Source organism: Histidinibacterium lentulum, assembly GCF_003789055.1.
Lineage (GTDB): Bacteria > Pseudomonadota > Alphaproteobacteria > Rhodobacterales > Rhodobacteraceae > Oceanicola > Oceanicola lentulus.
Genome location: NZ_ML119082.1, coordinates 162791 through 188412, shown reverse-complemented (window position 1 = coordinate 188412; position 25622 = coordinate 162791). Strand labels below are relative to the sequence as shown.

Below are 25622 nucleotides of genomic sequence, written 5' to 3'. Positions count from 1 at the left end.
CGGCGGGAGTCGACGGGAGCGCCCTGGTCCGGGTCCGTCGACCGGCCTTTCCCGGAACACGCCCGGTGCGGTGCGGTTGGTCGTCTGCGGGCGGTGCTTCTTCGTCACTCAGGCCGGGAGGCCCTCCCACTTGCAAGGAAGGGAGAGAGGCCATGGCAATGACACGACGTGAGCTGCTCACGACGATCGGGACGACGGCCGGCACGGCGGCGATGTATTCCGCGATGGCGAGCATCGGCTTCGCACAGGAATCGACCTACACCGGACCGATCGAGCTGACCGGCGACGGCGGCGGGCAGCGGGTCCTGATCCTTGGTGCGGGTCTCGCGGGGCTGACGGCGGCGCTGGAGCTGAGGGCCGCGGGCTACGAGGTGCAGATCCTCGAATACCGCGAGAAGGCCGGCGGGCGCTGCTGGACTCTGCGGGGCGGCGACGCCTACACCGAGATGGGCGGCGCGACGCAGTCCGTGGACTTCGATGAGGGGAACTATTTCAACCCCGGTCCCTGGCGAATCCCGTACAATCACTATGCCATCCTCGACTACTGCCGCAGGCTCGGAGTCGAGCTTCAGCCCTTCATCCAGGAGAATCACAACGCCTATCTCCATCGGAGCGAGGCGTTCGGCGGCGCGCCGCAACGGTATCGCGAGGTGGCCACGGATTTCCGCGGCCATGTGGCGGAGCTTCTGGCGAAGGCCACCAACAGCGGCGCGCTCGACGAGGAGCTGACCGAGGAGGATCGCGCGCTGCTTCTCGAGGCGCTTCGGGATTATGGCACGCTCACCGAGGATTACGCCTATGTCATGAGCGAGGAGACGTCCGATTATCGCGGCTTTGAGCGCTGGCCGGGCGGCGGGCGCAACGCCAAGGGCGTGCCGTCGGAGCCCATGGATCTCGAGACGCTGCTCGACAGCCGCCTCTGGCGCTGGCTGCCGGATGCCGAGACCGTCCACCACCAGCAGGCGATCTTCCAGCCCGTGGGCGGGATGGACATGATCGCGCGGGCCTTCGAGCGGGAAGTGGGCGACGTCATCACCTACAACGCCAAGGTCGTGAGCCTGCGTCAGGACGAGACCGGCGTCACGGCGGGCTATGTCGACGCGGCCGCGCCCGGCGAGGTGACGGAGATCACCGCCGACTGGTGCGTCTGCACGATCCCGTTCTCGATCCTCGGGCAGATGGACCACGGCTTTTCCGGCACGCGCGCCCGCGCCATCGAGACGATGTACTACGCCGACGGCTTCAAGGCCGGGCTCGAGTTCCGCCGCCGCTTCTGGGAGGAGGACGAGCACATCTACGGGGGGATCACCTATACCGATCTGCCGATCTCGCTCATAAGCTATCCGTCGAACGACTATCTGAAGTCCGGCGGCGGGGTCCTGCTCGGCGCCTATTGCTGGGGGGCGCCCGCCTACCAGTTCAACGCGATGCAGCCCGACGAACGCACGCGCTGGGTCCTGGAATACGGTGCGCGAATCCACCCGCAATACCCCGACGAGTTCAAGACCGCCGTCAGCGTGCCCTGGCACAAGGTGCCCTGGGTGCTCGGCTGTTACGGCATCTGGGAGGACAAGGAGCGCGACTACGAGGAGACGGTGCGCATGGGCGAGGGCGACCGGATCGCGCTGGCCGGCGAGCATCTGTCCTACCTGCCGGCCTGGCAGGAGGGGGCGATCCTCTCGGCGCTTGACGCCATCCAGCAGCTTCACGAACGCGCCACGGCGCAGCGCTGAGGAGACCGGAGATGACCCTGACGAAGACGATCCTGCCTTTCGCCCTGCTCACCGCCGGCTTTGCCGCGGCGCAGGAGGCACCGCCCCCTGTGGAGACATCCGAGGGAGACCCCGCGTCGGACTTCCGCACCTTCACGCCGACCGAAGAGGAGTTCCGGACCTTCCGCGGTGACGGGAACATCCCGCACGAGGGCGGCGAGGCGGTTTACAACGCCGTCTGCGCCGGGTGCCACATGCCGGACGGAGAGGGCGCCGTGGGTGCGGGCGAATACCCCGCCCTTGCCGACAATCCGCTCCTCGAGGCACCGGCCTATCCGGTGAACGTCGTGGTGCACGGCCAGGCCGGGATGCCGCCCTTTGGAAGCCTCCTCGACGATCAGCAGATCGCGGACCTGGTCAACTATATCAGGTCGCACTTCGGCAACGATTTCGTCGAAGGCGATTTCGGCGCGGTGACGGCCGAGGAGGTCGCGCGGGCCCGGGAGTGACCCGCTCTGCGTCGCCTCTCCGGGGTGGCGCATCCCCTGCACCGGGCCGCGCGACCCCGGGACGGCGCGGAGTGTCCGGCGAGGCGGTCGGAACTTCGACGCAGCAGGACGCCCCCACTGCGGGGCTCTCGGATCGCGATGCGCTCCCGCCTTCCTGCCCCGGCGCGGATCCCCCGGTTCCGAAGCGCGATGATCACAGGCGCCTTGGCGGCACCGTCGACATCGGCCCGAGTAACGCTAGCCAATGCACGAGGGCCCCCGCGGAGGGAGGTGTCGCGCCAGCTTGAGAGTGGAGGGAAGTGGCAGCCCGTAGGGGAATCGAACCCCTCTTTCCAGGTTGAAAACCTGGCGTCCTAACCGATAGACGAACGGGCCACGCTGGCGGTGAGGCGTGCTTTAGCCAAAGCGATTTCGGGGCGCAAGGGCTGTCTGGGAAAATTTGGTCCGGCCGCCGGGTCAGGCGGGGGCGGCGTCCTCGAGCTTCATCTGGACGCTCTCGCGGCCCTGCCAGACGTTGACCTCGAGGCGGCCGGCGACGTGGAACCGCCCGCCGCCGTGGGTCATCAGGGCGTGACCCATGGGCGTGTCGAGCCCACCGAAGGCGATGGTCTCGAGGCTGCCGCCGAGGCCGTCTCGGAACCTCACCTTGAGATGGCCCTGACCGACCTCGCGGGCCTGCGCCACGGCGAGGTCGGGAAAGGCGAAGCGCGGCGCGGGGGCGCCCTGGCCGAAGGGGCCGCAGCGGTCGAGGGCGGCGCAGAGGTCGCGCGTCGCGGCGCCCGGCATCAGCAGGCCGTCGACGGCGAGATCGCGCGGCCCGCCGGCGCCGGCCCCCTGCCGGGCCAGGAGTTCGGCAAGGCGGGCCATGGCGGACTCGAGCCGCGCACGGTCGACGGTGAGGCCCGCGGCCATCCGGTGACCGCCGCCCTTCAGGAGCAGGCCCTCTGCGGCGACGCGCTGCACCGCCGCGCCGAGATCGACGCCCGCGACGGAGCGGGCCGAGCCCTTGCCGATGTCCCCGTCGAGGCCGATGACCACGGCGGGGCGGTTCGTGGCCTCCTTGAGGCGCGCCGCGACGATGCCGACGACGCCCGGGTGCCAGCCTTCGCCCGCGGCCCAGACCAGCGGTCCGGAGGTGCCGCGCGCCTCGGCCTGCTCGAGGGCCGCATCGCGGACGGCGGCCTCGATCTCGCGGCGTTCCTCGTTGAGCTTTTCGAGCCGCTCGGCGAGCGCCGCGGCCTCGTGCGGGTCGGAGGTGGACAGGAGCCGCGCGCCGAGGTCTGCGGCGCCGATGCGCCCGCCCGCGTTGATGCGGGGGCCGAGGACATAGCCCAGGTGATAGGCCACGGGGGCGGTGTCGAGTCGCGCTGCGTCGGCGAGGGCCGTGAGGCCGGTACGCTCGCGCCGGGCCATGACGGCGAGGCCCTGACGCACGAAGGCGCGGTTGACGCCGGTCAGGGGGGCGACATCGGCCACTGTGGCCAGCGCGACGAGGTCGAGAAGGGAGATGAGATCGGGGCCGCTGGTGCCCTGCGCGCGCAGAAGACGGTTCGCCTCCACCAGCGTCAGGAACACCACGGCGGCGGCGCAGAGATGGCCGAGATCGCCGGTCTCGTCCTGGCGGTTGGGGTTCACCACGGCGAGGGCGGGGGGCAGGGTCTCTCCGCCGAGGTGGTGGTCGAGGACGACGACATCCGCGCCGCGCGCGGCGGCGAGGGCGTCATGGGAGAGGGTGCCGCAGTCGACGCAGAGGATCAGATCGTGGCCCCTGGCGAGCTCGGCCATGGCGGGCGCGTTGGGCCCGTAGCCCTCGTCGATCCGGTCGGGGATGTAGAGGGTGGGGGTCAGCCCGAAGGGTTTCAGCCAGGCATGGAGCAGGGCGGCGGAGCAGGCGCCGTCGACGTCGTAGTCGCCGAAGACCGCGATGCGTTCGCGCCGGAGGGTCGCCGCGACCAGGCGGGCGGCGGCGGGGGCCATGTCGCGCAAGGAGAGGGGATCGGGCAGCAGGTCGCGCAGGGCGGGGGCCATGAAGCCCTCGGCGGCCTCGGCGAGGATGCCGCGGCGGGCGAGGAGGGCGCAGACGGGGGCGGGCAGGCCCGTGGTCTGGGCCAGGGCCTCTGCGGCGCGCTCCTGTTCGATGCCTGGGCCGACCCAGCGGCGGCCGCCGAGGGAGGATTCGACCCCGAGAAAGGCTGCCGCCGCGATATCTTGTAGGGCCACCATGAGCGGACACTACCCAAGGGGGGCTCCGGTTTCCATCGGCAAATCGAGAGGCACGGGGATCAGAGCGTCACGGCCTCCATCACGGCGGGCGTGCGCACGTCGACGCCGGGCAGGGCCTGCACCAGGGGATCGGCGGACTGGGCGAGGATCGGAAAGGTGCCGTAGTGGCAGGGAATCACGGTCCGGAAGTCGAAGTAGGTCTTCGCCGCGAAGGCCGCGCCCTCCATGTCCATCGTGTAATGCCCGCCGCAGCAGAGGATGCCGACGTCCGGCGCGTGGCGCGCGGCGATCTGGGCCATGTCGGCCATCACGTCGGTATCGCCGGAAACATAGACCGACCGGCCCTCGCCCCTGATGACGAATCCCGCTTCGCCGCCGGCGGGGGGCGGGTTCTCGAGGAAGTCGAGCGAGGAGGAATGGGCGGCGGTGACCATGGTGACCGTGCAGCCGTCGAGCGCGAGGGTGCCGCCCTTGCCGAAGGCCCTCGCCTCGACCCCGGCGGGTTTCAGCCAGAGTTCCGCCAGTTCGTGCACGCAGCAGACCGGCGCGCTGGTGTCGGCGGCGACGGACGGCACCTCGGAGGCATGATCGCCATGGGCATGGGTCAGCAGGATGTGCGTGGCGCCCGAGATGGCCTCGGCCCGGCGATCGGACGGGAAGGCGGGATTGCCCTCGAGCCAGGGGTCGATCAGCAGCACCTCGCCGCCGATTTCGATGCGGAAGGCGGAATGGCCAAGCCAGACGATCTTCATGGTCTATCTCCCGTGTCGGACAGGTGAGTCGGGGGAAGGCTAACATGGACTGGATGGAGCAGATCGACATCTATTGCGAGAGGACGGACTTCTCCTACTGGTCCGAGCCGGTGAACGCGCTGACCAACGCGGCCTTCCTGATCGCCGCGGCCTATGTCTGGCCGCGCACCAAGGGCGCGCCGCTCGCGCGGTTGCTGGCGGTGATCCTCGCCGCCATCGGAGTCGGGAGCTACCTGTTCCACACCCATGCGACGGCCTGGGCAGCGACCGCCGACACGACGCCGATCCTGCTCTACATCCTCGTCTACATCTACGCCGCCAACCGGCAGTTCTGGGGCCTTGGCTGGCCTCTCGCGGCGCTGGGCGCGGCGGGTTTCGTTCCGCTGACAATCGTGGCCACGCCGCTGATCGAGCGGCTGCCGTTCTTCGGCATCTCGGCCTTCTACTGGCCGGTGCCCATGCTGATCGCCGCCTATGCAGTCGCCTTGCGCCACCGCAGGCCCGAGACGGCGAGGGGGCTTGCCATCGGGGCGGGCATCCTCTGCGCAAGTCTCGTCTTCCGGTCGTTGGACATGGGCGTCTGCGAGGCGCTGCCGCTGGGGACGCATTTCATGTGGCACATCCTGAACGGCGTGATGCTGGGCTGGATGATCCTCGTCTATCTCGGCGATCTGCGCCGGTCCCGCGCGCTTGAAGGCCGGGCGGCGAGGGGCTAAGGCCGGGCGGCATCCGCAGCAAGGGGTCCCGCCCATGTCGATCGACCGCGATACCGCCCGCAAGGTGGCCCATCTCGCCCGGATCCGGGTCGAGGAGGGCGATCTCGACGCGCTCGCCTCCGAGTTCAACACGATCCTCGGGTTCATCGAGCAGTTGCAGGAGGTGGATGTCGAAGGGGTGGAGCCCATGGTCTCGGTCACGCCGATGCGGCTGAAGCGGCGCGAGGACGTGGTGACCGACGGCAACCAGCAGGCCAGGGTGCTCGCCAATGCGCCCGACGCCCGAGAGGGGTTCTTTGCCGTGCCGAAGGTGGTGGAGTGAGCATGTCCGACCTGCCGAAACTGACCATCGCCGCCGCCCGCGACGCGCTCCGCAAGGGCGAGGTGACGAGCGTGGAGCTGACCGAGGCCTGTCTTGCCGCCATCGACGGCGCCGAGGCGCTGGGCGCCTTCGTGCACAGGACGCCGGAGCTGGCGCTGGAGCGGGCGCGCGCCGCGGACGAGCGGCTGAAGGCGGGCGGCGCGCCGGACCTGTGCGGCATCCCCCTGGGCATCAAGGACCTCTTCTGCACCGAGGGCGTGCCGAGCCAGGCCGCGAGCCGCATTCTCGAAGGGTTCCGCCCCGAATACGAATCGACCGTGACCGCGCAGCTGCGCGACGCGGGCGCGGTGATGCTCGGCAAGCTGAACATGGACGAATTCGCCATGGGTTCGAGCAACGAGACCAGCGTCTATGGCCCCGTGGTGAACCCGTGGAAGGTGGACGACCGGCAGCTGACGCCCGGCGGATCGTCGGGCGGATCGGCCGCGGCGGTGGCCGCCGATCTCTGCCTCGGCGCCACGGGCACGGACACGGGCGGGTCGATCCGCCAGCCCGCTGCCTTTACCGGGATCGCGGGGCTGAAGCCCACCTACGGCCGCTGCTCGCGCTGGGGGATCGTGGCCTTCGCCTCGTCGCTCGACCAGGCGGGCCCCATGGCGAAGGACGTGCGCGACTGCGCCATCCTGCTCAAGGCCATGGCGGGGCATGACCCGAAGGATTCGACCTCGGCCGATCTGCCGGTGCCGGATTTCGAGGCGGCGCTGACGGGCGACATCCGCGGCAAGACCATCGGTATCCCGCGGGAATACCGCATGGACGGCATGCCCGAGGAGATCGAGGCGCTGTGGGCCGAGGGGCGGCAGATGCTCGAGGACGCGGGCGCGCGAATCGTCGACATCTCGCTGCCGCACACGAAATATGCGCTTCCGACATATTACGTGATCGCGCCCGCCGAGGCCTCGTCGAACCTCGCGCGCTACGACGGCGTCCGCTACGGCCACCGCGCGAAGCTGGCGCAGGGCGACGGCATCGTCGACATGTACGAGAAGACCCGGGCCGAGGGATTCGGCGCGGAGGTGAAACGGCGGGTGATGGTGGGGACCTATGTGCTGTCGGCCGGGTTCTACGACGCCTACTACAACCGCGCCCGCAAGGTCCGCGCCCTTATAAAGAAGGACTTCGACGACGCTTTCGCAGAGGGTGTCGACGCGATCCTGACGCCGGCCACCCCCTCGGCGGCCTTCGGTCTGGGCGAGATGGCCGAGGCCGATCCGGTGCAGATGTATCTCAACGACGTCTTCACGGTGACGGTGAACCTCGCCGGTCTGCCGGGGATCTCGGTTCCGGCGGGCGTGGACAGGGCTGGCCTGCCGCTGGGCCTGCAGCTGATCGGGCGGCCCTGGGAAGAGGCCGATCTGCTGAGCACCGCCTACGCACTGGAACGTGCGGCGGGATTCGTTTCCAAACCCCGAAAGTGGTGGTAATGCGCCCTCCGGCATGACCGGAGGATGGACCCCATGCGGATGTTTGTGATCGGCGCGGCCTGTCTGGCGCTCGCGGCCTGCGCGCAGCAGGCCCCGGTGAGCAATCCCCCCCAGGGCGTGGGATTCGGCGAGCCCGGCGAATCGGCTGCGGTGCGGGCCGAGCGGGCGCGCCAGCTCCAGACCGGACCTGCGACCGCGGATGGCGCGATCACCCTCGACGAACTGTCGGCGCTGGGCATCGGCGCCCAGCCGAGCCGTGCCGGGGCGGAGATGCAGACGGCGGCGGCCCCCGGGGCGCCGCTCAACGCCACGGGGGCGGCGGACGGGATGCCTCCGGGCTTTCCTCCGCGGGCCGTGGACCCTGCGCTCGCCGCGGGCCGGATCGGCGGGCTCGAGGCCTCGCCGACCAATGCGGCTCCGGTCCTCGTGGGCAACACCGGCCTGTCCAACGAACAGGATTTCGACGCGGTCTCGGCCCAGCGCACCATCGAGAGCGACGCAGAGCGCCAGGCCCGTCTTGCGGCGAGCTACCAGGTGGTGACCCCTGGCGCCCTGCCTGACCGCGCGGCGGGCGATGCGGGGCCGAACATCGTGGCCTATGCGCTGCAGACCACGAACGCGGTCGGCCAGCAGGTGCACCGCCGCTTCGCGCCGAATGCCAATCGCGCGGCGCGGACCTGCGCGCTCTATCCCTCCGCCGAGGCGGCGCAGCGCGATTTCCTCGCGCAGGGCGGGCCGGAGCGGGACCGTCTGGGGATCGACCCCGACGGCGACGGCTTCGCCTGCCGCTGGGATCCCGCGCCGTTCCGGGCGCTTCGGGGCGGCTGATGCGGCACCCCGGGGCGCTCTGGCACCCCAGTCCGAACTTCGGCGAGCGGCGCGGCGGGGCGGTTCCGGACCTCGTCGTGTTGCATTACACGGCGATGGACAGCTGCGCGGCGGCCCGGGACCGGCTCTGCGCGCCCGAGCACCAGGTTTCGGCGCATTACCTGATCGACGAGGACGGCACGCTCCTGCAGCTGGTGGAGGAGGCGGACCGAGCCTGGCACGCGGGGCATGGCGCCTGGGGTGCGGTGACGGATGTCAATTCGCGCTCCATCGGGATCGAGCTTTACAACGATGGCGCGCGGCCCTTTCCGGATCGGCAGATCGCGGCGCTCCAGAGGCTGATGGAGGATGTCCTGAGCCGCCACGCCATCCCGCCCGAGCGGGTGATCGGCCATTCGGACATGGCGCCGGGGCGCAAGGGCGACCCGGGGCCGTTCTTCCCCTGGGCGCGGCTTGCGGCGGCGGGTCTCTCCGTCTGGCCGGAGGCCGGAGCGCAGGAGGGCGAGCCGCTCGAGGCCAGCCCCGAGCGGCTCGCACGGCTGGTGGCGGCGCTGACGGGGTTCGGCTATCGCGGCAGCCAGGCGCTCGTGCTCTTCGACGCCTTCCGCCAGCGCTTCCGGCCGGGGGCGGGGGCGTTCGACGCGGCGGACCTCGCCGTGGCCGAGGAGCTGGCCGCGCGCTGGCCGGTCCGGCCGGACTGATCCGGGCGGATCGGCCGCCGGGCGCCGATCCCGCGATTGACGCGCGCGGCCGGGGCGCCCATGTAGCGGGGGCGCGGATGGCCGGATGGCCGCGGCGGCGGAGGTTTCGGCCAAGGCCGTCGAGGAAAGTCCGGACTCCAAGAAGGCACGGTGCCGGGTAACGCCCGGCGGGGGCAACCCTAGGGAAAGCGCCACAGAGAACAGACCGCCCGGGCTGCGCCCCGGGCAAGGGTGAAACGGTGGGGTAAGAGCCCACCACGGAGCTGGCAACAGCGCCGGTCATGGCAAGCCCCACCGGGAGCAATGCCGAATAGGGGTCTCGCGCCGGAAACGGCAGGGGAGCCTGCCCCGAGAGGCCCGGGTAGGCAGCTGGAGGCGGCGCGGCAACGCGTCGTCCAGAGGAATGGCCATCTCCCGCGCCTCGGCGCGGCAGACAGAATCCGGCTTACAGGCCATCCGCGCGTTTCATGGCCAGGGGCGATCCGGCGGAGCGCGCGATGCGCGCACCGCTTTCTCCCCACGGCCGCGGGGCGGCCGCGGGGCCCGGTTTGCCTCCGGCGGGAGGTATTTCCGGCCAGATGAGGAGCCAAGGCGGGCTGTCACCAGGCCGGAACGCGGCGTCGGGGGTTGATTATGTTTCCGGTTTGTTCATGGTTGTGGCCATGCCCGACGATCTCCTTCTTTCCGACCCGCGGCCCGGCCAGCTTCTGGCGCGGGGGGTGTGCCGGCATCTGTTGTCGCTCGATTTCGTCACGGTCGAGGAGCTGGTGCCGGAGCGTGGCCTCAGGGTCGACGTGATGGCGCTGGGGCCGAAGGGCGAGGTCTGGATCGTGGAGTGCAAGTCGAGCCGGGCGGATTTCATGTCGGACGGCAAATGGCGGGGATATCTGCCCTACTGCGACCGCTATTTCTGGGCGGTGGACGAGGCGTTCCCGGTGGATCTGCTGCCCGGGGAAACGGGGCTGATCGTGGCCGACGCCTATGACGCCGAGATCCTGCGGATGGCGCCGGAGGAGAAGCTGGCGCCGGCGCGCAGGAAGGCGATGGTGGCGCGGTTCGCGCGCACGGCGGCGCTGCGGGCGCAGCTGGCGCGGGATCCGGGGCTCAGCCTTTCCGGGAGGTGAGCTTGCGCGCGGCGGCGGCCGCGGCGCGGATCTCCTCGGCGATCTCCTCGGCTTCCTCGGGCTCGAAATCCATGGGGATCTCGGCGCCGGCGGCCTCCACGTAGAGGCGGACCATGCCGCGGTCGGTGGGACCGATCTGCAGGTTTGCCTCGATGTCGCGTTCGCTGTCGATCCCCATGGTCCGGCTCCTGATATGCGGGCGAAGCCTATCCTCCGCCGGGGCTTGATTGGCAAGGGGGCGGCGGCGAGGATGGGGCATGGAAGAGATCATCATCCGTCCCTTCGAGGAGACCGACGCCGAGTGGATCGTGGAGCGGCACGCCACGCTCTATGCCGAGGCGGAGGGGTTCGACGGCAGCTTCGGGCCGCTGGTTGCCGGGCTGGTCGCGGATTACATCGACCATGCCGACCCCGTGCGGGAGAGGGCGTGGATCGCGGAGCAGGACGGACGGCGCATCGGGTCGATCTTCTGCTGTCACGGCAAGGCGCGGGATACGGCGAAGCTGCGGCTCTTCCTGATCGTGCCGGAGGCGCGGGGGCAGGGACTGGGGCACCGGCTGCTCGACCAGTGCATGAGCTTCGCGAGGGAGGCGGGGTACCGGCGGATGGAGCTCTGGACCCACGAGAGCCACCGGGCGGCCTGCGCGCTCTATCAGAAGTTCGGCTGGCGGCTGACGGAGGCGCGGCCGGTCCGGTCCTTCGGGGTGGACCTGATCGAGCAGGCCTGGGAGATCGAGCTTCAGTGAGGGTTGCATTCGCCCGGGACCGGGGCTAGATCGCCCGCCAGTGCCGCCTTAGCTCAGTTGGTTAGAGCGCCGGATTGTGGATCCGGAGGTCCCCTGTTCAAGCCAGGGAGGCGGTACCATCCCCGGCAGAGCCTTGACCGCACTGGGCGTCCACATGTGGACGCCTGGTCAAGTCATTGTTTTCCTTGACCTTCCGGGAAAAGCGCCGCCCGGCGTCAACTCTTTCAGCATGGCGATCGCGGGAAAGCCGATACCGGGGGCGAGGGAGATTTCCGTCTCGCCGAGGGGAGTGAAGCCGAGGGCCGCGTAGAACGGCTGGGCGGTGCGGGTGGAGAGGCAGTGGAGGCAGGTCGCCCCGGCGGCGCGGGCGCTGTCGAAGGTGCGTTCCATGATCGCGCGGCCGATCCCCTGGCGCAGCGTGCGGTCGTCGGTGACCACGTGGCGGACGTTGCCGCGCCGCTGCCGGGCCTGTCCCGGGGCGGGCCGACCCCGGGTCCAGCCTCCGGCGCCGAGGAGCGTGCCGGTCGCATCCTCTGCCACGAAATAGGTGCCGGTTCCGAGAAGCGCCGGATTGGCGCGGGAAATGAGGGGCAGGGCGGTCACGAGCACGGAGGGCGGATAGTCGGCCTTCAGCAGGCGCGGGTAACTGCGCGCGAGAAGCGCATCGAGGGCGGCGAGGTCGCCGCGCGTGGCGGGGCGGATCGTGAGCATGGGCTTCGCTGTCTGGCGCGAAGTATAGGGCGGATCTGCGGGGTGGGACAGGGCAGGGATGTGGGGGGCCCTGGGCGCGACGGCGCCTGTCCATGAGGGCGTGCGGGGAGGGCGCGACCGGACAGGTGTGGTGGGTTGGAAACCCACCCTACCGGCGTGGCGGGGCGTGTGGGGCGCGGTGAGGTGGTGCGCATTGGAGGCGCGGCCTGCGGGAAAGCGGAGGAGGCCGGGGCGAAACGAAAAGGCCGCGGTCCTTGCGGGCGCGGCCTCGGGTCGTGGTGGGGAAAGGCAAGATTACTTGATCTTGCCTTCCTTGTATTCGACGTGCTTGCGCGCGACGGGATCGTATTTCCGCACGGCCATCTTTTCGGTCATGGTGCGGGCGTTCTTCTTCGTCACATAGAAATGGCCGGTCCCCGCGGTGGAGTTCAGGCGGATCTTGATGGTCGTCGGTTTCGCCATGGCGGGCTCCTCTCGGGCGGGCCGGGCGCGCGCGCCCGGGGCAATCGGTTGAAGACCGCCTCTTACCGGATGGGCGAGGCGTGTCAACCCGCGCGGGCGGCCTATCTGGCAGGCTCGAGGTCGGGGGAGAGATCATGACAGGCAGGCGATCGGTTCCGGTGCCGCGCACGCGGATCGGGAGGCTGGCGCGGCTGGGCTCGCTCGGCGCGGGGCTGGCGGGGGGCATGGCCGCAGAGGGCGCGCGCAGCCTTGCCCGGGGCGAGCGGCCGCGGCTGCCCGGGATGGCGCTGACGCCCGGCAATGCCGCGCGGCTGGCGCGGGAGCTCGCCACCATGAGGGGCGCGGCGATGAAGGTGGGGCAGCTTCTGTCGATGGAGGCGGGGGATCTGCTGGCGCCGGAGCTGGCGGAGATCCTCGGGCGGCTGAGGGAGACCGCCGACACGATGCCGCCGCGCCAGCTGAAGGAGGTTCTGAGCGCGGAATGGGGCGGGGATTTCCTGCGCCGGTTCCGCAGCTTCGAGACCACGCCCATCGCCGCGGCCTCGATCGGGCAGGTGCACCGGGCGGAGACGAGGGACGGGCGGGTTCTGGCGATCAAGGTGCAGTACCCGGGCGTGGCCCAGGCCATCGACAGCGATATCCGCAACCTCGCCGGGCTCATGCGCTGGTCGGGGGCAGTGCCGAAGGGGCTCGACATGGGGCCGCTTCTGGAGGCGGCGCGGGTGCAGTTGCACGAGGAGGCGGATTACCGGCGGGAGGCGGCGGCCCTGGCCCGCTTCGGCGGGCTTCTGGCGGAGGATCCGGAGTTCGCCGTGCCGGCCGTGGCGGAGGAGTTCTCGACGCGGCGCATCCTCGCCATGGATTTCCTGCCGGGGGAGCCCGTCGAGGCGCTGGCCCGGGAGGCGGCGGAGGTCCGCGACCGGGTGGCGGCGGCGCTGATCCGATTGGTGCTCAGGGAGACCTTCGAGCTGGGTCTGATGCAGACCGACCCGAATTTCGCCAACTACCGTTACGATCCGGGGACGGGCCGGATCGTGCTGCTGGATTTCGGCGCGGTTCAGGAGATCGCTCCGGCCCGGGCTGCGCAGCTGCGGGAGCTGCTGCGGGCGGCGCTGGCCGACGATGGCGGGGCGATCCGGGAGAGTTTCGCCCCGCTCGGGCTGACCGATGCCGCTACGCCGCCGCATCACGTTGGCACGATGGTGGAGATGGCGCGGATGGCCTCGGCGCCGCTCAGGCAGGCGGGGGCGTTCGATTTCGGGGCGTCGGACCTCGTGGCGCGGCTGCGCGCCAAAGGCATGGAGATCGGGCTGGCGGGGGATTTCGCCACCGTTCCGCCGGTGGACGTGCTTCTTTTGCAGCGCAAGGTCGCGGGGACGTACCTTCTGGTCGCGCGGCTGGGCGCGCGGGTGGAGCTGTCGGTGCTGATGGCCCCCTACGCCTGAGGGCCCTTGCGGTCGGGGCCGCAAAGGTTGGCGGCGACCCGGGCGAGGACCGCGGCGAGGAAAGCCGCGCCGAGGTCGGGTGGGCGTCTCTCTGCTGCGTCGGAGGGGTCGGGGTCGGCCCATGGGGAGCGCTCGCCCTCGGGCGGGCGCATGGGCCTGCGGGGGTCGGCCTGACTCTCCCCCCGGGCGACGGCCTGTCCGGCGACAGCCGGAAAGCGTTGGAACTGTCCCATCGTCGGTCTCCGTTGGCTACGGACCTTCAGTCTCCACCCGGAAAGCGGCGGAAAACATGACTTGCGTCAAAGCAGGCGCGATCCATGGGGGCGATGGTGGCCGCGATTTCGGTTCAAGGGAGGCACACATGTCCGGCAACGTCATCTGGTTCGAGGATCTCAAGCGCGGCGATGTCGCCCTGGTGGGGGGCAAGAACTCGTCGCTGGGCGAGATGGTCTCGACGCTGGCGGAGCGGGGCATCGACGTGCCCATGGGCTTTGCCACGACCGCCGACGCCTATCGCGCCTTCATCGCGGCGAATGACCTCGAGTCGCGCATCAAGGACACGATGGACGCCCTGAACGAACATCGCATGACCCTGCAGCAGGCGGGTCAGAAGGTGCGGCAGATGATCGTGGAGGGGTATTGGCCCGAGGACCTGCTGGAGGACATCAAGGCAGCCTACCGCGAGATGGACCGCCGGTCGGGCAAGACGGACACCTCCTGCGCGGTGCGCTCCTCGGCCACGGCCGAGGACCTGCCGGACGCCAGCTTCGCAGGCCAGCAGGAGACCTTCCTGAACGTGGAAGGGGAGCGGGCGCTTCTGGCGGCCTGCAAGCGGTGCTATGCCTCGCTGTTCACGGACCGGGCGATTTCCTATCGCGAGAACAAGGGCTTCGACCACATGCAGGTGGCGCTGTCGGTGGGCGTGCAGCTGATGGTGCGCTCCGATATCGGCGGCTCGGGGGTGATGTTCTCGCTCGACACCGAATCGGGCTTCGACAAGGTGGTGCTGATCAACGCGGCCTGGGGCCTGGGCGAGAACGTCGTGCAGGGCGCGGTCACGCCGGACGAGTACATGGTCTACAAGCCGTTCCTGAAGAAGGACGGCCTCGTGCCCATCGTGGAGCGGACGCTGGGGGCGAAGGAGATCAAGATGATCTACGCCCAGGGCGGGCAGGCCACGAAGAACGTGAAGACCTCGAAGGCGGAGCGGGGCAAGTTCGTGCTGTCGGAGGAGGAGATCTGCGATCTCGCGCGGATGGCGGTGACCATCGAGGATCACTACGGCTGCCCGATGGACATGGAATGGGCGCGCGACGGCGACACGGGCAAGCTCTACATCGTGCAGGCGCGGCCCGAGACGGTGCAGAGCCGGGCCGAGAAGGGCGCGGTGAAGTCCTACGAGATCAGGGACAAGGGCAAGCGGCTCCTGTCGGGGCTGTCGGTCGGGGGTGCTGTGGCGACGGGGCCGGTCTGCCTCATCGAACATGCCTCGGAGATCGACAAGTTCGTGGACGGCGCGGTTCTGGTGACGGGGACCACGGACCCCGACTGGGTGCCGATCATGAAGCGCGCCTCGGCCATCGTCACGGACCACGGCGGGCGGACGAGCCATGCCGCCATCGTGAGCCGGGAGCTTGGCCTGCCGGCGATCGTGGGCTGCGGGGATGCGACCCATGTACTCCATGACGAGCAGGAGGTCACCGTCTCCTGCTGCGAGGGCGAGGAGGGCTATGTCTACGAGGGCATCGCCGAGTACGAGGTGGAGGATATCGACCTCGGCGACATGCCGGAGACGAAGACGAAGGTCATGTTCAACATGGCCAATCCCACGGCCGCCTCGCGCTGGTGGCAGTTGCCCGCCGACGGCGTGGGCCTCGCGCGGATGGAGTTCGTGATCAACAACGCGATCAAGGTGCATCCCTTGGCGCTGACGCGGTTCGACGAGCTGACGGACGAGGCCGCGCGCGAGGAGATCGAGGCGCTCACGCGGGGCTATGCGGAGAAGCCGGATTTCTTCGTCGATACGCTGGCCTACGGTTTGGCGCGGATCGCGGCGGTGCACTATCCGAACCCGGTCATCGTGCGGATGTCGGATTTCAAGACGAACGAATACGCGGCGCTGCTGGGTGGGTCGGGGTTCGAGCCGCACGAGGAGAACCCGATGATCGGCTGGCGCGGGGCGTCGCGCTATTACTCGGAGGGCTACAAGGACGGCTTCGCGCTGGAATGCCGGGCGATCCGGCAGGTGCGGGAGACGCGGGGCTTCGACAACCTCATCATGATGATCCCGTTCTGCCGCTCGCCCGAGGAGGCGGACAGGGTGCTCGCGGTGATCGAGGAGAACGGGCTGAAGCGCGGGGAGAACGGCCTCGAGGTCTATGTGATGTGCGAGGTGCCGTCGAACGTGATCCTCGCCGAGGAGTTCGCCAAGCGGTTCGACGGGTTCTCCATCGGGTCGAACGATCTGACGCAGCTGACGCTGGGGGTGGACCGGGACAACGAGGCGCTGGCGGATGTCTTCAAGGAGCGCGATCCGGCGGTGCAGTGGATGATCCGGTCCGTGATCGAGCGCGCGCATGCCGTGGGCGCCAAGGTCGGCTTCTGCGGGCAGGCGCCGTCGAACGATCCCGATTTCGCAAGGTTGCTGGTGGAGTACGGGATCGATTCGATTTCCGTGACGCCCGATGCGTTCCGGGCGGTGAAGGCGAACGTGGCGGCGGCGGAGAAGGGGTAGGATGGGGGCGCCTGAGCCGGGCTGAAGCCCCGGCCTACGGCGGGAAGAGGGCGGGCGGTGGAGGCGGCGTAGGCCGGGCTTCACCCCGGCAGTCCCCGACGCTCAGGAGCGGCGCTTCGGGGGCTGGCCGCCGCCCGCTCCGCGTTTAGGTCCGCCCGGCTTGCCGCTGCGGGGTTTTCCGCCCGGGGCCTTGCCGTAGCCTGGTTTTCCGACCGGCGACCTGCCGCCCTCCTGCCTCGGTTTGCCGGGCTTGCCCGCCGGTTTGGCGCCCGGGGGGACGAAGCGTTTGGAGGTGTCGGAGGCGTCGGCCCGGGGTGCTGCGGGTTTCGGGCTGGCGTAGGGGGGCCTGGCGTCCGTCTTCGGCTTGCCCGGGCCCCTGCGCGGGGCGTGGGATTGCGGGCCTCCGTCGGCCGCGGGGCGGTCTTTCGACCACGGCTTCTTCGGCTTGTCGCCGGAGCGGGGCGGTTTGTCGGAGCGGGGTTTGTCGGAGCGCGGCTTGTCGCGGTGGGGTTTGTCCGTCCGGGGCGTGTCGGTGCGCGCTTTGTCCCGGCGCGGCGTGTCGGCGCGCGCGGGCTCGGCGGCGGGCGCCTTTGCCTCTGCCTCGGGGGCGGGCGGCGCGGCCACGGGGGCGGCGGTGGGCGCGGCGGCTTCGGGTGCGGGGCGGGGTGCGCGCGGCTCGGGTCGGGGTCGGGCGGGCGCGGGGCCGGTATCCGGGGCCGCGTCCATGCGTCGGGCGGTCACGCCCTTTTCCAGCAGACCCTCGGGGCCGAGGGCCTTGAGGAACCCCGGCACGCTGGTCTCGAGCAGTTCGACGAAGGTCTCGGACTGCTGCACCCGGATCGCGCCGATGTCGGTCTTGTCGAGCCGGCCCGCGCGGCAGAGGAGCGGCAGGAGCCAGCGCGCCTCGGCGCGGTCGTCGCGGCCGACCGAGAGGCGGAACCACACTCCGGGGCCGAAGGGGCCGCGGGGCTTTTCCGGCATCGGCGCATCTGGCGGGGCGAGGTCCTCGGGCGCGGAATGGCGGGACTGGTAGAGCTTGAGATAGGCGGCGGCGATGGTCTCGGGCGTGTGAAGCGAGAGGAGCTTCGCGGCGAAGGTGGCCTGTTCCTCGGAGATCTCCTCCGACCAGAGCGGATCGGCGAGGAGCCTCTCCTCGTCCCGCTGGCGGATCTCGTCGGCGCCGGGGGCGGTGGTCCAGTCGGCGGTGACATGGGCGGAGGCGAGAAGGCGCTCGGCCCGGCGCAGGGCCTTGGGCGTCACGATGAGAGCGGAGATCCCCTTGCGCCCGGCGCGGCCCGTGCGGCCGGAGCGGTGCAGCAGGCCCTCGGCATTGGTCGGAAGCTCGGCGTGGATCACGAGCTCGAGGTTCGGCAGGTCGATGCCGCGGGCGGCCACGTCGGTGGCGACGCAGACCCGGGCGCGGCCGTCGCGCATGGCCTGAAGCGCGTGGCTGCGTTCGGTCTGGCTGAGCTCGCCCGAGAGGCTGACCACGGAAAAGCCGCGGTTGGAAAAGCGTGCGGCGAGGCGGTTCACGGCGGCGCGGGTGTTGGCGAAGACGATGGCGTTCCGCGCCTCGTGATAGCGCAGGACGTTCATGATCGCGTTCTCGGCGTCGTGCTGGGCCACGCGGAGGGCCTGGTAGGCGATATCCGCGTGCTGGCTGCGGTCCGAGAGCGTCGTCACGCGCACGGCGTCGCGCTGGTAGTGCTTGGCGAGCGTGGCGATCATCGGCGGGACGGTGGCCGAAAAGAGCAGCGTGCGGCGGTCGGGCGGGGCCTCTCCAAGCATGAACTCCAGATCCTCGCGAAAACCGAGGTCGAGCATCTCGTCGGCCTCGTCGAGGACCACGGCGCGGAGCGCGCTCATGTCGAGCGAGCCGCGCTGGATGTGGTCGCGCAGGCGGCCCGGCGTGCCGACGACGATATGAGCGCCGCGCTCCAGCGCCCGGCGCTCGTCGCGCATGTCCATGCCGCCCACGCAGGACGCGACCTGCGCGCCGGCCTTGGCATAGAGCCAGGCGAGCTCGCGCATGACCTGGAAAGCGAGTTCCCGCGTGGGCGCCACGATCAGCGCGAGGGGGGCGGCGGCGGGTCCGAGGGTGGCCTCCTCTCCGAGGAGCGTGGGGCCGATGGCGAGGCCGAAGCCCACCGTCTTGCCCGAGCCCGTCTGCGCGGAGACGAGGAGGTCCGCGTCCCGCAGGGCGGGGTCGGTGACGGCCTCCTGCACGGGGGTAAGCGCGTCGTAGCCGCGCTCGGCAAGCGCATCGGAGAGGGTCTGGATCATCTGGAAACCGTTCTGAGAGCTGCGGGCGGTCCCGCGGCCTGCCCCGGGGCAGGCGGGAAAGCGCCCCGATAGCGCGTTCGGGGGGCGATGTATACGGCGGAGTTGTCGTTCCTCGTGTGCGGGGCTCTTGAGAAGGGGCGCGGGGCGGCCTAGGTGTTCATGCGGCGGGCTTCTGCGCTTCTCGTGAACGGGATAATTCCAGTGGCCTTAAGCAACTCCGAGGGAGCTGGCTCTGTCCGGGCCCTGGTCCGGTTATCTGGCGCCCACCTGTATATACAGGTCCTCGGGAATTCTTACCCCCACGGATGCCGCGGTTCCCGCCACATTTCCCCGCCCGGTCAGGCGTTGCGCGACAGGGCGAGGAACATCAGCCCCGAGGTCAGGAAGTTGATCCCCAGCATCAGCCCCAGCGCCCAGAGCGCCATGCCCGGCAGGCCGAGGATCAGCAGAAGCCCCAGCGCGAGGGAGGCGACGCCCGAGGCGGCCATCCAGCCCCAGCCGGAATGGGGGGACGGCTGCGGAGCGCCATGGCCCCCTCGATCACGCCCTGGGCGGCGAAGAGCGCGCCGAGGAGGATCGTCAGGCCGACGAGGCCGGTGAGCGGAAAGAAGGCGAGGTAGACGCCGGCGGCCAGTTGCAGGACGCCGATCAGCGCGGAGAGGAGCGCGTCGCCCCAGCCGCGGGCCTGGAAGGCGTGCCAGAGGGTGACGGCGCCGGCGATCAGCAGGAACCACCCGATCATCACCTTGGCGGCGATGGAGGCGACGAACGGGAAGAGGATGGCCAGAACCCCGGCGACCGCGAGGAGCAGGCCGAGCCAGCGGAAGCGGCCGCGGTGCGCGCGGATGGCGGCGAGGACCTCGTCGGGCGGGCGGGGCATGGGGGCCTCCGGAGGGGGATCAGCGGCGGTCGTCCGTCCGGACGGGGATCAGGACGGGGGCGGCGACGGGTTCGGGCTGGCGCTGGCCGCCGTCGTGCTCGTCCTCGGACTTCAGCGCCATGATCGCGATGCCGAACTGCACCCCGGCAAAGACGATGCCGTTGAAAAGCCACAGGAGGCCGAGGGCGAGCAGTCCGTCGGCGCTGTGCGTGACGAGATGGCCGAGGCGGGCGACGTCGCCCCAGATCAGCAGGCCGACGAACACCGCCGAGGCGGCGAAGCCGATGGCGCAGCTGCGGATGTAGAGCGTGGTGAGCTTGGCCGGGTGGGCGGGCGTGGTCATCGCGACCTCCATGGCTTGCGGTCCCCTTGGGGAAGAGATGGAGCGGCGGGGCGCGGTTGGCAATGGCGGAGGAGAGATCGGGCGGCGCGGCGGCGTGTCACGGCAGGCGTGTCCGCCGGTCCGCGAGGCGGGTCACCGGATGAGCCAGCGGAACGCCTGCCGCAGCACGTCCTGCCCGTCAGATGGAACCGGTGTGCCATGCGCCATGACGAGGCGCTCGGCCGGCCAGTCGAGGATGCGGCCGACGGCGGCCCGAGCAGCCGGTCTGTCCCGCATCGCCATCCTGAACTTGCGGGGCACCGAGGGCGCGCTTGCGGTCATCAGATCGAGCCGGGCGACGACCGCGCGCCAGCCGCGGTACCAACCCCGCGGGATATGCTGCACGAGGTCCGTCACGAGCACTGTGGAGGATGCCCGGTGGAAGAACACGACTTCCGTCGTGAGCCGGTTCCCGCGCAGGATGACCTGATCCATGGCGCCGGCCCATGCCGGGTCCGGTGCATCGTCGAGACGGGCGTCGATCCGGGTTGCCGCGACCTGCTCCGTCAGACCGGGAGCGGCGTGGACGCGGGCCTCCGGATAGTGCGCGGCCCATTGCGCAAGAAACATGTGGTGCAGGGTGTTGGGGGCCACGAGATGACCCACGGGGCCGAGGGAGTCGACGGCGCGGACAACCTCGGCCGTCAGGTCGACCGGCGACCAGATCCAGAGCCCGGCCTCTCGAGGCAGCCGGATGACGGCCATGCGCGTGGGAAACCGGAAGCCGGCCGACCCGGTGACCGCAGGGCCGTCGAAGAGCCAGAGCTCCGGACCGAAGGGTGACATCATGGAATCTGGGCCGTCCCCGGAGGCTGCTGCGCCACGCTAGACGCCGGCCGGCACCTTGTCCAAGCAGGAGCGCCGGGGGAAGGCGGGGGTCGGCTGCCCGCAGACGACCGAGGCGCGGCGCGTCGGTGCGGCTCAGAAGGCCTCGGGGCGGGCCTCGCGGGCCATGTGGTCGAGGACGGCGTTGACGAAGGCGCCCTCACGGCCCGAGGGAAAGAAGGCCTGGGCGATGTCGAGATATTCGGTGATCACCACGCGGGGCGGCGTCTTGCCGGCGACGAGTTCGGCGCCTGCCGCGCGGAAGAGGGCGCGAAGGGTGGGGTCGATGCGGGCGATGGGCCATTTCGCCACCAGCGCCCGGTCGGTGAGCTGGTCTATCCGCACCTGCTCGTCCACGGCGCCCTCGACGAGAGCGCGGAACATGTCCACGTCGCCCTCGGCCATTTCGCCTTCCTCGTAGGTGGCGCCGAAGCGCCAGGTCTCGAATTCCGAGATCACCGACGCCGCGCCCTGACCCTGGGCCTCCATCTGGAAGAGGGCCTGCACGGCGTAGAGTCGCGAGGCGGAGCGCATCCGGCGCCGACTGTCGGAGGAGGCACGGGGCGCGGTCACGCGGTGCCCCCCGTGTCGGTGTCACCGGCGAGGCGGACGGGACGGCCGAAGCCCACGCTTTCTCTGGGACCGCCCCATTTGCGGGCCAGCGCGATGAGGTGCAGCGCAGCCGCGGCGGCGCCGCCGCCCTTGTTCTGGCCCGCGGCCTCGGCGCGGACGGCGGCCTGTTCGTAGGTTTCGACGGTCAGGATGCCGTTGCCGATGCAGTGGCCCGAGAGGCCGAGAAGCGTCAGACCGCGGGAGCTGTCGTTGCAGACGGTGTCGTAGTGGCTGGTCTCCCCCCGGATCACGCAGCCGAGCGCGACATAACCGTCGAAGTTCGACATGCGGCCCGCGATACCGATGGCGGTGGGGATCTCGAGCGCGCCGGGAACCTCGACGAGGTCATGGGTGCCCCCCGCCGCCTCGATCGTGGCGCGGGCGCCGGCGATGAGCTGGTCGGCGATCTCGCGGTAATAGGGCGCGACCACGATCAGCAGTTTCGGCGCGGTCTCGAAGGACGGCAGCGGCAGCTCGTGATGGGTCGGGCCGGCCATCAGCCGAGGTCCGAGATCTTGCGGGTGCCGACGATCTCGAGCCCGTAGGCCTCGAGCCCCACGACCTTGGGCCGGGGGGAGTTCGTCAGGAGCACGATCTTCGACAGGCCGAGCGACGACAGGATCTGAGCGCCGAGGCCGTACTGGCGCAGGGTCTGTGGCGAGACGTCGCCCGCGAGCGTCATCTTCATCGAGGTGTCGCGCAACAGGACCACGGCGCCGCGGCCCTCGGCCGACACGAGCTTCATCGCCTCGGAGAATTCCGCCGCGCGGCCCCGGGGGCCGGTGCCCACGATGTCGAGCATCGGGTCGAGTGAGTGCATCCGCACCAGCACCGGCTCGGGGCCCGATATGTCGCCCTTCGTGAGGACGATATGTTCGTCGCCATGGGTGGTGTCGGAATAGATCCGCATCGCCCAGGTTCCGCCGAACTCGCTCTCGATCTCGGTCTCGGACTGGACGCGCACGAGGTTGTCGTTGCGGCGGCGGTAGGCGATCAGGTCGGAGATCGTGCCGATCCGGATGTTGTGGCGCTGGGCGAAGGCCACGAGGTCCGGCAGGCGGGCCATGGAGCCGTCGTCGTTCATCACCTCGCAGATCACGCCGGAGGGGTTGAGGCCGGCGAGGCGGGAGATGTCGACCGCGGCCTCCGTATGGCCGGCGCGGACGAGCACGCCGCCGTCGCGGGCGCGGAGCGGGAAGACATGGCCCGGCGTGGCGATGTCGGCGGCACCGCGGGTCGGGTCGATGGCCACGGCCACGGTGCGGGCGCGGTCCGCGGCGGAAATGCCGGTGGTCACGCCGTCGCGGGCTTCGATGGAGATGGTGAAGGCGGTTTCGTGCCGGCTCGAGTTGTTCGAGGACATCAGGCTGAGGCCCAGCGCGTCGATCCGCTCGCCCGGGAGCGCGAGACAGATCAGCCCGCGGCCCTCCTTGGCCATGAAGTTGATCGCGTCGGGCGTCGCCATCTGCGCGGGGATGACGAGGTCGCCCTCGTTCTCCCGGTCCTCGTGGTCGACCAGGATGAACATCCGGCCGTTGCGGGCGTCCTCGATGATCTCCTCGATCGGCGAGATCGCATCGGACCAGTCCTGTTCGACGGGGCCGGGGGTTTCATAATGCTCTGTCATGACGCGGGGCAGATAGACCAGCGCGGGGGGCGAGGAAAGGGGCCGCGACGCGCCTGTGCGATTTCGTCCGGGCTCTGCGCGCGCGGGGAGGGAGGGCGCGACGGGAGAGGCGGCGCGCCCCTCCCGCCCGGGGCCGTCAGGTGGGGTTGTCGGTCCGCACCACGACGCGCACCGCGCCCGTCACCTGTTCGGACCAGACGATGCGGAACCCCTTCTGCGCCGGGTTCGAATCCGCGTTGGTATAAAAGAAGTCGAAGTTCGTGTTGCCCGCGCCGTTGAGGATGCGGCCCTCCGGGATCACGGATTCGATGAAGCGCGGCCGACCTTCGAAGGGCAGGAGGTCGCCCACGCTCAGATCCCAGTTCTTTGCGGGGCTGTCCCGGGTGAAGCGGATCGAGGCGGGGTTGAACGTCTCCCTGTTGACCCCCGCGAAGGCATTGCCCTGGAAGAGGATGTTGCGCATCCGGGAATAGTTGAGATCGGCGAAGGTGGTATCGACCCTTTCGATCTTGTCGATCGAGCCGTTGAGCGTCCGGAAGACGTTTCCGGTCACCGAGAAGCCATGCACGAAATGGCCCGGCCCGTAGGGCTTGATGACGATCCACGAGAACCACGGCGCGGGGTTCGACACGATGAAGGTGTTTCCCGTGAGGGTGAGGCCGCCGAAGGAGAATTGCTGTCCCAGCGCGGGCGAGACGCTGTGTTCGTTGGTCCATTCCGTGAAGGCGTTGTCGACGTAGTTGCCGGTGAGGACCGACTGGCAGTTGGGCTGCGTGAAGACGATCCCGCCGGTCCGGACGCCCTGGGCGGTCCCGTCGCCGTGGAAGTAGTGATTGCCGACGATCAGGTTGCCGGAGCCCGACAGCACGGCGAAATGCCGGAAATGCACGACGCGGTTGCCGCGGATCTTCAGGTCGTTGTTGTTGCTGTTGAGGACGATGGACTTGCGGTTCTGCGCGGTGAGCTGGCTTTCATTGGACAGGAACTGACAGCCGTCGACCTGGAGTCCCTGGCAGGCCGTTCCGAAGGAGGTGATCGCCCGGTCCTTGGGCCGGGTGAAGAAGCACTCGCGGAACTGGTTGGACACGCCGTCCTGGGGCAGCATGACGCCCGAGGCCACGCCCTGGAGCTGGAATTCGATATTGTCGAAATGCAGGAGCGAGAGCTTCGCGAAGCCTGAGAAATCCAGCAGGTACCTGAAGCGGCGGAAGGTGAAGCCCTGCCGGCCCTCGGCGTCGTAGAGCGGCTGGCTCAGGGTCACGCTGCTGTTGGCGAGGTTGCGGCTGACGACGTAGACCTCGCGCCCGACGCCGGCGCCCGTCACCAGCATCCCGCGCGTGATGGCGCCCACGTTCGTGACATTGGTGAGCTGCCTGGGGTTCGAGGCGGAATAGCTGCCCTGAGCGGTCACCACGGTGTCGTTCCAGTCGCCGGTCGTGGCGGCGATGAGCTGGCCGTTGCGGATCGCGCGGCGCTGCTCGAAGCTGGTGACGCCGGCGGCGGCGGCCATGTCGATGGGGCCGAAGACGGCGATACGGCGGCCGCCGAGGTCGAGGCTCTCGTGATCCGAGGGGGCCAGCAGCGCCTGGAAGGCTTTCCGGAATGCGATCTCCTCGTCCTTGAAGGCGGCGAGATAGCTCGGGAAGTTGAAGTTTTCACGCATGACGAAGCTGAAGGCCTCGGGCTGGACCACCGTGCCCTCGAAGGTCACGCGGTTGTCCATGGTGACGTGATCGCCGAGGAAATAGGTCCCCGCGGGCACGTTCACCGTCCGCCCGCCCGCGGCGGCGTCGGCGGCCTCGAAGGCGGCGCTGTCGTCGGTGATGCCGTCGCCGCGCGCGCCGTAGTCGCGCACGTCGACGAAGGCGAGGATGTCGCGCAGGAAGATGGAGGTCACGTCCTCGATGCGAATGTCGTCGATGCGCACCACGGCCGAATTCGGTCCGGTCACGTCGAGGCCGAAATGCCCGTAGGAGGCGAAGGGCCAGACCATGTCGACGCCGCCGCGGTTGCCGGTGCCGACGATGGCGCTGATCTCCACGACCTCGCCGTAGGTGTCGAGCTGGGTCGAGGGGCCGGTTTCGGTCACGTTCGGCAGGCGGCTGCCGTTGGGGCGCGCGGGATATCCCGCGATGCGCACGGCGGGGAAGGGACCCGCCACGGCCTTTACCCGGGCGGTCACGCGCAGGTAGCAGCCCGGGAAGATCGGCGTCTGGCCCATGTGGCGCACCCGCTGGGGGCTCGCGGCGGTCACGATTTCGAGACAGCCCGCGAAATCCTGGTCCGCGGGAACGAACACCCCGGGGCCCGAGCCCGCGTAGGTGGGCGAGCCGGGCGTGCCGTCGCCGGACGACCAGATGTCGAGACCCGAGGCAAAGGGCGGCGGATCGAACACCACCCCATCGGTTATCGCCTTGTTCATGCTATCCCCTCTCCGCCCCCTGGCCGTGGGCGGCGCCGGGGCTCTGACCGCAATGGCGCGAAGGGGTATCGGCCGACGCTTAACGGCCCTTGAGGCCGGCGCGCGGAGGGGGTTGCCGGCGC

25 protein-coding genes, 2 tRNA genes and 2 other RNA genes are annotated in these 25622 nt (G+C 70.1%); 14 read left to right on the top strand and 15 right to left on the bottom strand.

The genetic code is table 11. The features are described 5' to 3' along the window. Positions 1–158: 158 nt before the first annotated feature. Both EAT49_RS03935 and EAT49_RS03930 read left to right on the top strand, forming a co-directional pair. Positions 159–1733, top strand: a complete 1575-nt coding sequence (locus EAT49_RS03935) for a flavin monoamine oxidase family protein (RefSeq protein WP_185020632.1) — start codon at positions 159–161, stop codon at positions 1731–1733. An 11-nt stretch (positions 1734–1744) separates the two neighbouring features. Further along, on the top strand, positions 1745–2221 hold the full coding sequence (locus EAT49_RS03930; protein WP_123640992.1) for a c-type cytochrome: 477 nt from the start codon (positions 1745–1747) through the stop codon (positions 2219–2221). A gap of 300 nt (positions 2222–2521) precedes the next feature. Here the strand turns inward: EAT49_RS03930 and EAT49_RS03925 are convergent. The 3 genes from EAT49_RS03925 to EAT49_RS03915 all read right to left on the bottom strand — a co-directional run bounded on the left by EAT49_RS03925 (position 2522) and on the right by EAT49_RS03915 (position 5196). Continuing rightward, positions 2522–2596: transfer RNA gene (locus EAT49_RS03925), tRNA-Glu, on the bottom strand. Between the two features lie 81 nt (positions 2597–2677). Beyond that, positions 2678–4444, bottom strand: a complete 1767-nt coding sequence (recJ, locus tag EAT49_RS03920; RefSeq protein WP_123640991.1) for a single-stranded-DNA-specific exonuclease RecJ — start codon at positions 4442–4444, stop codon at positions 2678–2680. Between the two features lie 59 nt (positions 4445–4503). Next, positions 4504–5196, bottom strand: coding sequence for a metal-dependent hydrolase (locus EAT49_RS03915; RefSeq protein WP_123640990.1), 693 nt, complete (start codon positions 5194–5196; stop codon positions 4504–4506). A 44-nt stretch (positions 5197–5240) separates the two neighbouring features. On the opposite strand from EAT49_RS03915, the gene EAT49_RS03910 reads away from it, so the two are divergent. The 7 genes from EAT49_RS03910 to EAT49_RS03880 all read left to right on the top strand — a co-directional run bounded on the left by EAT49_RS03910 (position 5241) and on the right by EAT49_RS03880 (position 10371). Then, positions 5241–5912 carry a ceramidase domain-containing protein gene (locus EAT49_RS03910; protein ID WP_123640989.1) on the top strand — a complete coding sequence of 224 codons (672 nt, stop codon included), beginning with the start codon at positions 5241–5243 and terminating at the stop codon, positions 5910–5912. A 34-nt stretch (positions 5913–5946) separates the two neighbouring features. After that, positions 5947–6234: an Asp-tRNA(Asn)/Glu-tRNA(Gln) amidotransferase subunit GatC gene (gene gatC, locus EAT49_RS03905; protein ID WP_123640988.1), complete on the top strand. Its 288-nt coding sequence runs from the start codon at positions 5947–5949 to the stop codon at positions 6232–6234. A 2-nt stretch (positions 6235–6236) separates the two neighbouring features. Continuing rightward, positions 6237–7718 (top strand): Asp-tRNA(Asn)/Glu-tRNA(Gln) amidotransferase subunit GatA, encoded by a 1482-nt coding sequence (gene gatA, locus EAT49_RS03900; protein WP_123640987.1) that lies wholly within the window; start codon positions 6237–6239, stop codon positions 7716–7718. Between the two features lie 33 nt (positions 7719–7751). Then, entirely contained in the window at positions 7752–8546 is a 795-nt protein-coding gene (locus EAT49_RS03895) for a hypothetical protein (RefSeq protein ID WP_123640986.1), read from the top strand. Next, the gene (locus EAT49_RS03890; RefSeq protein ID WP_123640985.1) at positions 8546–9247 is read left to right on the top strand and encodes an N-acetylmuramoyl-L-alanine amidase; all 702 of its coding nucleotides are present in this window, start codon (positions 8546–8548) and stop codon (positions 9245–9247) included. Before EAT49_RS03895 ends, EAT49_RS03890 begins: the two co-directional genes overlap by 1 nt. A gap of 73 nt (positions 9248–9320) precedes the next feature. Next, positions 9321–9711, top strand: an RNA gene (gene rnpB / locus EAT49_RS03885) — RNase P RNA component class A. A 198-nt stretch (positions 9712–9909) separates the two neighbouring features. Next, positions 9910–10371 (top strand): MmcB family DNA repair protein, encoded by a 462-nt coding sequence (locus EAT49_RS03880; protein ID WP_123640984.1) that lies wholly within the window; start codon positions 9910–9912, stop codon positions 10369–10371. On the opposite strand, the gene EAT49_RS03875 is transcribed toward EAT49_RS03880, so the two are convergent. Continuing rightward, a complete protein-coding gene (locus EAT49_RS03875; protein ID WP_123640983.1) occupies positions 10352–10549 on the bottom strand; it encodes a DUF6324 family protein in 198 nt (65 codons plus the stop codon). The genes EAT49_RS03880 and EAT49_RS03875 overlap by 20 nt on opposite strands. Before the next feature lie 79 nt (positions 10550–10628). Here EAT49_RS03875 and EAT49_RS03870 point away from each other — a divergent pair, with 79 nt between their 5' ends. Together EAT49_RS03870 and EAT49_RS03865 are read left to right on the top strand one after the other, a co-directional pair. Next, positions 10629–11117, top strand: coding sequence for a GNAT family N-acetyltransferase (locus EAT49_RS03870; RefSeq protein ID WP_123640982.1), 489 nt, complete (start codon positions 10629–10631; stop codon positions 11115–11117). A 42-nt stretch (positions 11118–11159) separates the two neighbouring features. Next, a tRNA-His gene (locus EAT49_RS03865) sits at positions 11160–11236 on the top strand. Between the two features lie 49 nt (positions 11237–11285). On the opposite strand, the gene EAT49_RS03860 is transcribed toward EAT49_RS03865, so the two are convergent. After that, on the bottom strand, positions 11286–11828 hold the full coding sequence (locus EAT49_RS03860) for a GNAT family N-acetyltransferase (protein WP_123640981.1): 543 nt from the start codon (positions 11826–11828) through the stop codon (positions 11286–11288). A 294-nt stretch (positions 11829–12122) separates the two neighbouring features. Continuing rightward, on the bottom strand, positions 12123–12290 hold the full coding sequence (gene rpmG, locus EAT49_RS03855) for a 50S ribosomal protein L33 (protein ID WP_028093607.1): 168 nt from the start codon (positions 12288–12290) through the stop codon (positions 12123–12125). Positions 12291–12424: 134 nt separating this feature from the next. Here rpmG and EAT49_RS03850 point away from each other — a divergent pair, with 134 nt between their 5' ends. Together EAT49_RS03850 and ppsA are read left to right on the top strand one after the other, a co-directional pair. Next, positions 12425–13735 (top strand): ABC1 kinase family protein, encoded by a 1311-nt coding sequence (locus tag EAT49_RS03850; protein ID WP_123640980.1) that lies wholly within the window; start codon positions 12425–12427, stop codon positions 13733–13735. Positions 13736–14096: 361 nt separating this feature from the next. Continuing rightward, positions 14097–16469: a phosphoenolpyruvate synthase gene (gene ppsA, locus EAT49_RS03845; protein ID WP_123640979.1), complete on the top strand. Its 2373-nt coding sequence runs from the start codon at positions 14097–14099 to the stop codon at positions 16467–16469. A 102-nt stretch (positions 16470–16571) separates the two neighbouring features. On the opposite strand, the gene EAT49_RS03840 is transcribed toward ppsA, so the two are convergent. Beyond that, positions 16572–18752 carry a DEAD/DEAH box helicase gene (locus EAT49_RS03840; protein WP_123640978.1) on the bottom strand — a complete coding sequence of 727 codons (2181 nt, stop codon included), beginning with the start codon at positions 18750–18752 and terminating at the stop codon, positions 16572–16574. A 166-nt stretch (positions 18753–18918) separates the two neighbouring features. On the opposite strand from EAT49_RS03840, the gene ssrS reads away from it, so the two are divergent. After that, positions 18919–19073: non-coding RNA, 6S RNA (gene ssrS, locus EAT49_RS03835), on the top strand. 17 nt (positions 19074–19090) lie between these two features. Here the strand turns inward: ssrS and EAT49_RS21495 are convergent. From EAT49_RS21495 to EAT49_RS03800, 8 genes are all read right to left on the bottom strand, one after another. Next, positions 19091–19240 carry a hypothetical protein gene (locus EAT49_RS21495; RefSeq protein WP_246003755.1) on the bottom strand — a complete coding sequence of 50 codons (150 nt, stop codon included), beginning with the start codon at positions 19238–19240 and terminating at the stop codon, positions 19091–19093. Further along, the gene (locus EAT49_RS03830) at positions 19195–19632 is read right to left on the bottom strand and encodes an HdeD family acid-resistance protein (RefSeq protein WP_246003754.1); all 438 of its coding nucleotides are present in this window, start codon (positions 19630–19632) and stop codon (positions 19195–19197) included. Before EAT49_RS03830 ends, EAT49_RS21495 begins: the two co-directional genes overlap by 46 nt. Positions 19633–19651: 19 nt before the next feature. After that, positions 19652–19975, bottom strand: a complete 324-nt coding sequence (locus EAT49_RS03825) for a hypothetical protein (protein ID WP_123640977.1) — start codon at positions 19973–19975, stop codon at positions 19652–19654. A gap of 132 nt (positions 19976–20107) precedes the next feature. Then, entirely contained in the window at positions 20108–20803 is a 696-nt protein-coding gene (locus EAT49_RS03820; RefSeq protein ID WP_123640976.1) for a DUF4336 domain-containing protein, read from the bottom strand. 132 nt (positions 20804–20935) lie between these two features. Beyond that, complete coding sequence (gene nusB, locus EAT49_RS03815) at positions 20936–21373, bottom strand: transcription antitermination factor NusB (RefSeq protein ID WP_123641348.1); 438 nt, start codon at positions 21371–21373, stop codon at positions 20936–20938. A 35-nt stretch (positions 21374–21408) separates the two neighbouring features. Then, the gene (locus tag EAT49_RS03810) at positions 21409–21948 is read right to left on the bottom strand and encodes a 6,7-dimethyl-8-ribityllumazine synthase (protein ID WP_123640975.1); all 540 of its coding nucleotides are present in this window, start codon (positions 21946–21948) and stop codon (positions 21409–21411) included. After that, a complete protein-coding gene (gene ribB / locus EAT49_RS03805; protein ID WP_123640974.1) occupies positions 21948–23078 on the bottom strand; it encodes a 3,4-dihydroxy-2-butanone-4-phosphate synthase in 1131 nt (376 codons plus the stop codon). Before ribB ends, EAT49_RS03810 begins: the two co-directional genes overlap by 1 nt. A gap of 136 nt (positions 23079–23214) precedes the next feature. Further along, positions 23215–25500 carry a glycosyl hydrolase family 28-related protein gene (locus EAT49_RS03800; protein ID WP_123640973.1) on the bottom strand — a complete coding sequence of 762 codons (2286 nt, stop codon included), beginning with the start codon at positions 25498–25500 and terminating at the stop codon, positions 23215–23217. Between the last annotated feature and the right edge of the window lie 122 nt (positions 25501–25622).

Excerpts from the sequence above, each read along its gene's own strand:
- EAT49_RS03935 (WP_185020632.1), top strand. The coding sequence starts at position 159 with ATGACACGACGTGAGCTGCTCACGACGATCGGGACGACGGCCGGCACG.
- EAT49_RS03930 (WP_123640992.1), top strand. The coding sequence starts at position 1,745 with ATGACCCTGACGAAGACGATCCTGCCTTTCGCCCTGCTCACCGCCGGC.
- recJ (WP_123640991.1), bottom strand. The coding sequence starts at position 4,444 with ATGGTGGCCCTACAAGATATCGCGGCGGCAGCCTTTCTCGGGGTCGAA.
- EAT49_RS03915 (WP_123640990.1), bottom strand. The coding sequence starts at position 5,196 with ATGAAGATCGTCTGGCTTGGCCATTCCGCCTTCCGCATCGAAATCGGC.
- EAT49_RS03910 (WP_123640989.1), top strand. The coding sequence starts at position 5,241 with ATGGACTGGATGGAGCAGATCGACATCTATTGCGAGAGGACGGACTTC.
- gatC (WP_123640988.1), top strand. The coding sequence starts at position 5,947 with ATGTCGATCGACCGCGATACCGCCCGCAAGGTGGCCCATCTCGCCCGG.
- gatA (WP_123640987.1), top strand. The coding sequence starts at position 6,237 with ATGTCCGACCTGCCGAAACTGACCATCGCCGCCGCCCGCGACGCGCTC.
- EAT49_RS03895 (WP_123640986.1), top strand. The coding sequence starts at position 7,752 with ATGCGGATGTTTGTGATCGGCGCGGCCTGTCTGGCGCTCGCGGCCTGC.
- EAT49_RS03890 (WP_123640985.1), top strand. The coding sequence starts at position 8,546 with ATGCGGCACCCCGGGGCGCTCTGGCACCCCAGTCCGAACTTCGGCGAG.
- EAT49_RS03880 (WP_123640984.1), top strand. The coding sequence starts at position 9,910 with ATGCCCGACGATCTCCTTCTTTCCGACCCGCGGCCCGGCCAGCTTCTG.
- EAT49_RS03875 (WP_123640983.1), bottom strand. The coding sequence starts at position 10,549 with ATGGGGATCGACAGCGAACGCGACATCGAGGCAAACCTGCAGATCGGT.
- EAT49_RS03870 (WP_123640982.1), top strand. The coding sequence starts at position 10,629 with ATGGAAGAGATCATCATCCGTCCCTTCGAGGAGACCGACGCCGAGTGG.
- EAT49_RS03860 (WP_123640981.1), bottom strand. The coding sequence starts at position 11,828 with ATGCTCACGATCCGCCCCGCCACGCGCGGCGACCTCGCCGCCCTCGAT.
- rpmG (WP_028093607.1), bottom strand. The coding sequence starts at position 12,290 with ATGGCGAAACCGACGACCATCAAGATCCGCCTGAACTCCACCGCGGGG.
- EAT49_RS03850 (WP_123640980.1), top strand. The coding sequence starts at position 12,425 with ATGACAGGCAGGCGATCGGTTCCGGTGCCGCGCACGCGGATCGGGAGG.
- ppsA (WP_123640979.1), top strand. The coding sequence starts at position 14,097 with ATGTCCGGCAACGTCATCTGGTTCGAGGATCTCAAGCGCGGCGATGTC.
- EAT49_RS03840 (WP_123640978.1), bottom strand. The coding sequence starts at position 18,752 with ATGATCCAGACCCTCTCCGATGCGCTTGCCGAGCGCGGCTACGACGCG.
- EAT49_RS21495 (WP_246003755.1), bottom strand. The coding sequence starts at position 19,240 with ATGGCCGCCTCGGGCGTCGCCTCCCTCGCGCTGGGGCTTCTGCTGATC.
- EAT49_RS03830 (WP_246003754.1), bottom strand. The coding sequence starts at position 19,632 with ATGCCCCGCCCGCCCGACGAGGTCCTCGCCGCCATCCGCGCGCACCGC.
- EAT49_RS03825 (WP_123640977.1), bottom strand. The coding sequence starts at position 19,975 with ATGACCACGCCCGCCCACCCGGCCAAGCTCACCACGCTCTACATCCGC.
- EAT49_RS03820 (WP_123640976.1), bottom strand. The coding sequence starts at position 20,803 with ATGATGTCACCCTTCGGTCCGGAGCTCTGGCTCTTCGACGGCCCTGCG.
- nusB (WP_123641348.1), bottom strand. The coding sequence starts at position 21,373 with ATGCGCTCCGCCTCGCGACTCTACGCCGTGCAGGCCCTCTTCCAGATG.
- EAT49_RS03810 (WP_123640975.1), bottom strand. The coding sequence starts at position 21,948 with ATGGCCGGCCCGACCCATCACGAGCTGCCGCTGCCGTCCTTCGAGACC.
- ribB (WP_123640974.1), bottom strand. The coding sequence starts at position 23,078 with ATGACAGAGCATTATGAAACCCCCGGCCCCGTCGAACAGGACTGGTCC.
- EAT49_RS03800 (WP_123640973.1), bottom strand. The coding sequence starts at position 25,500 with ATGAACAAGGCGATAACCGATGGGGTGGTGTTCGATCCGCCGCCCTTT.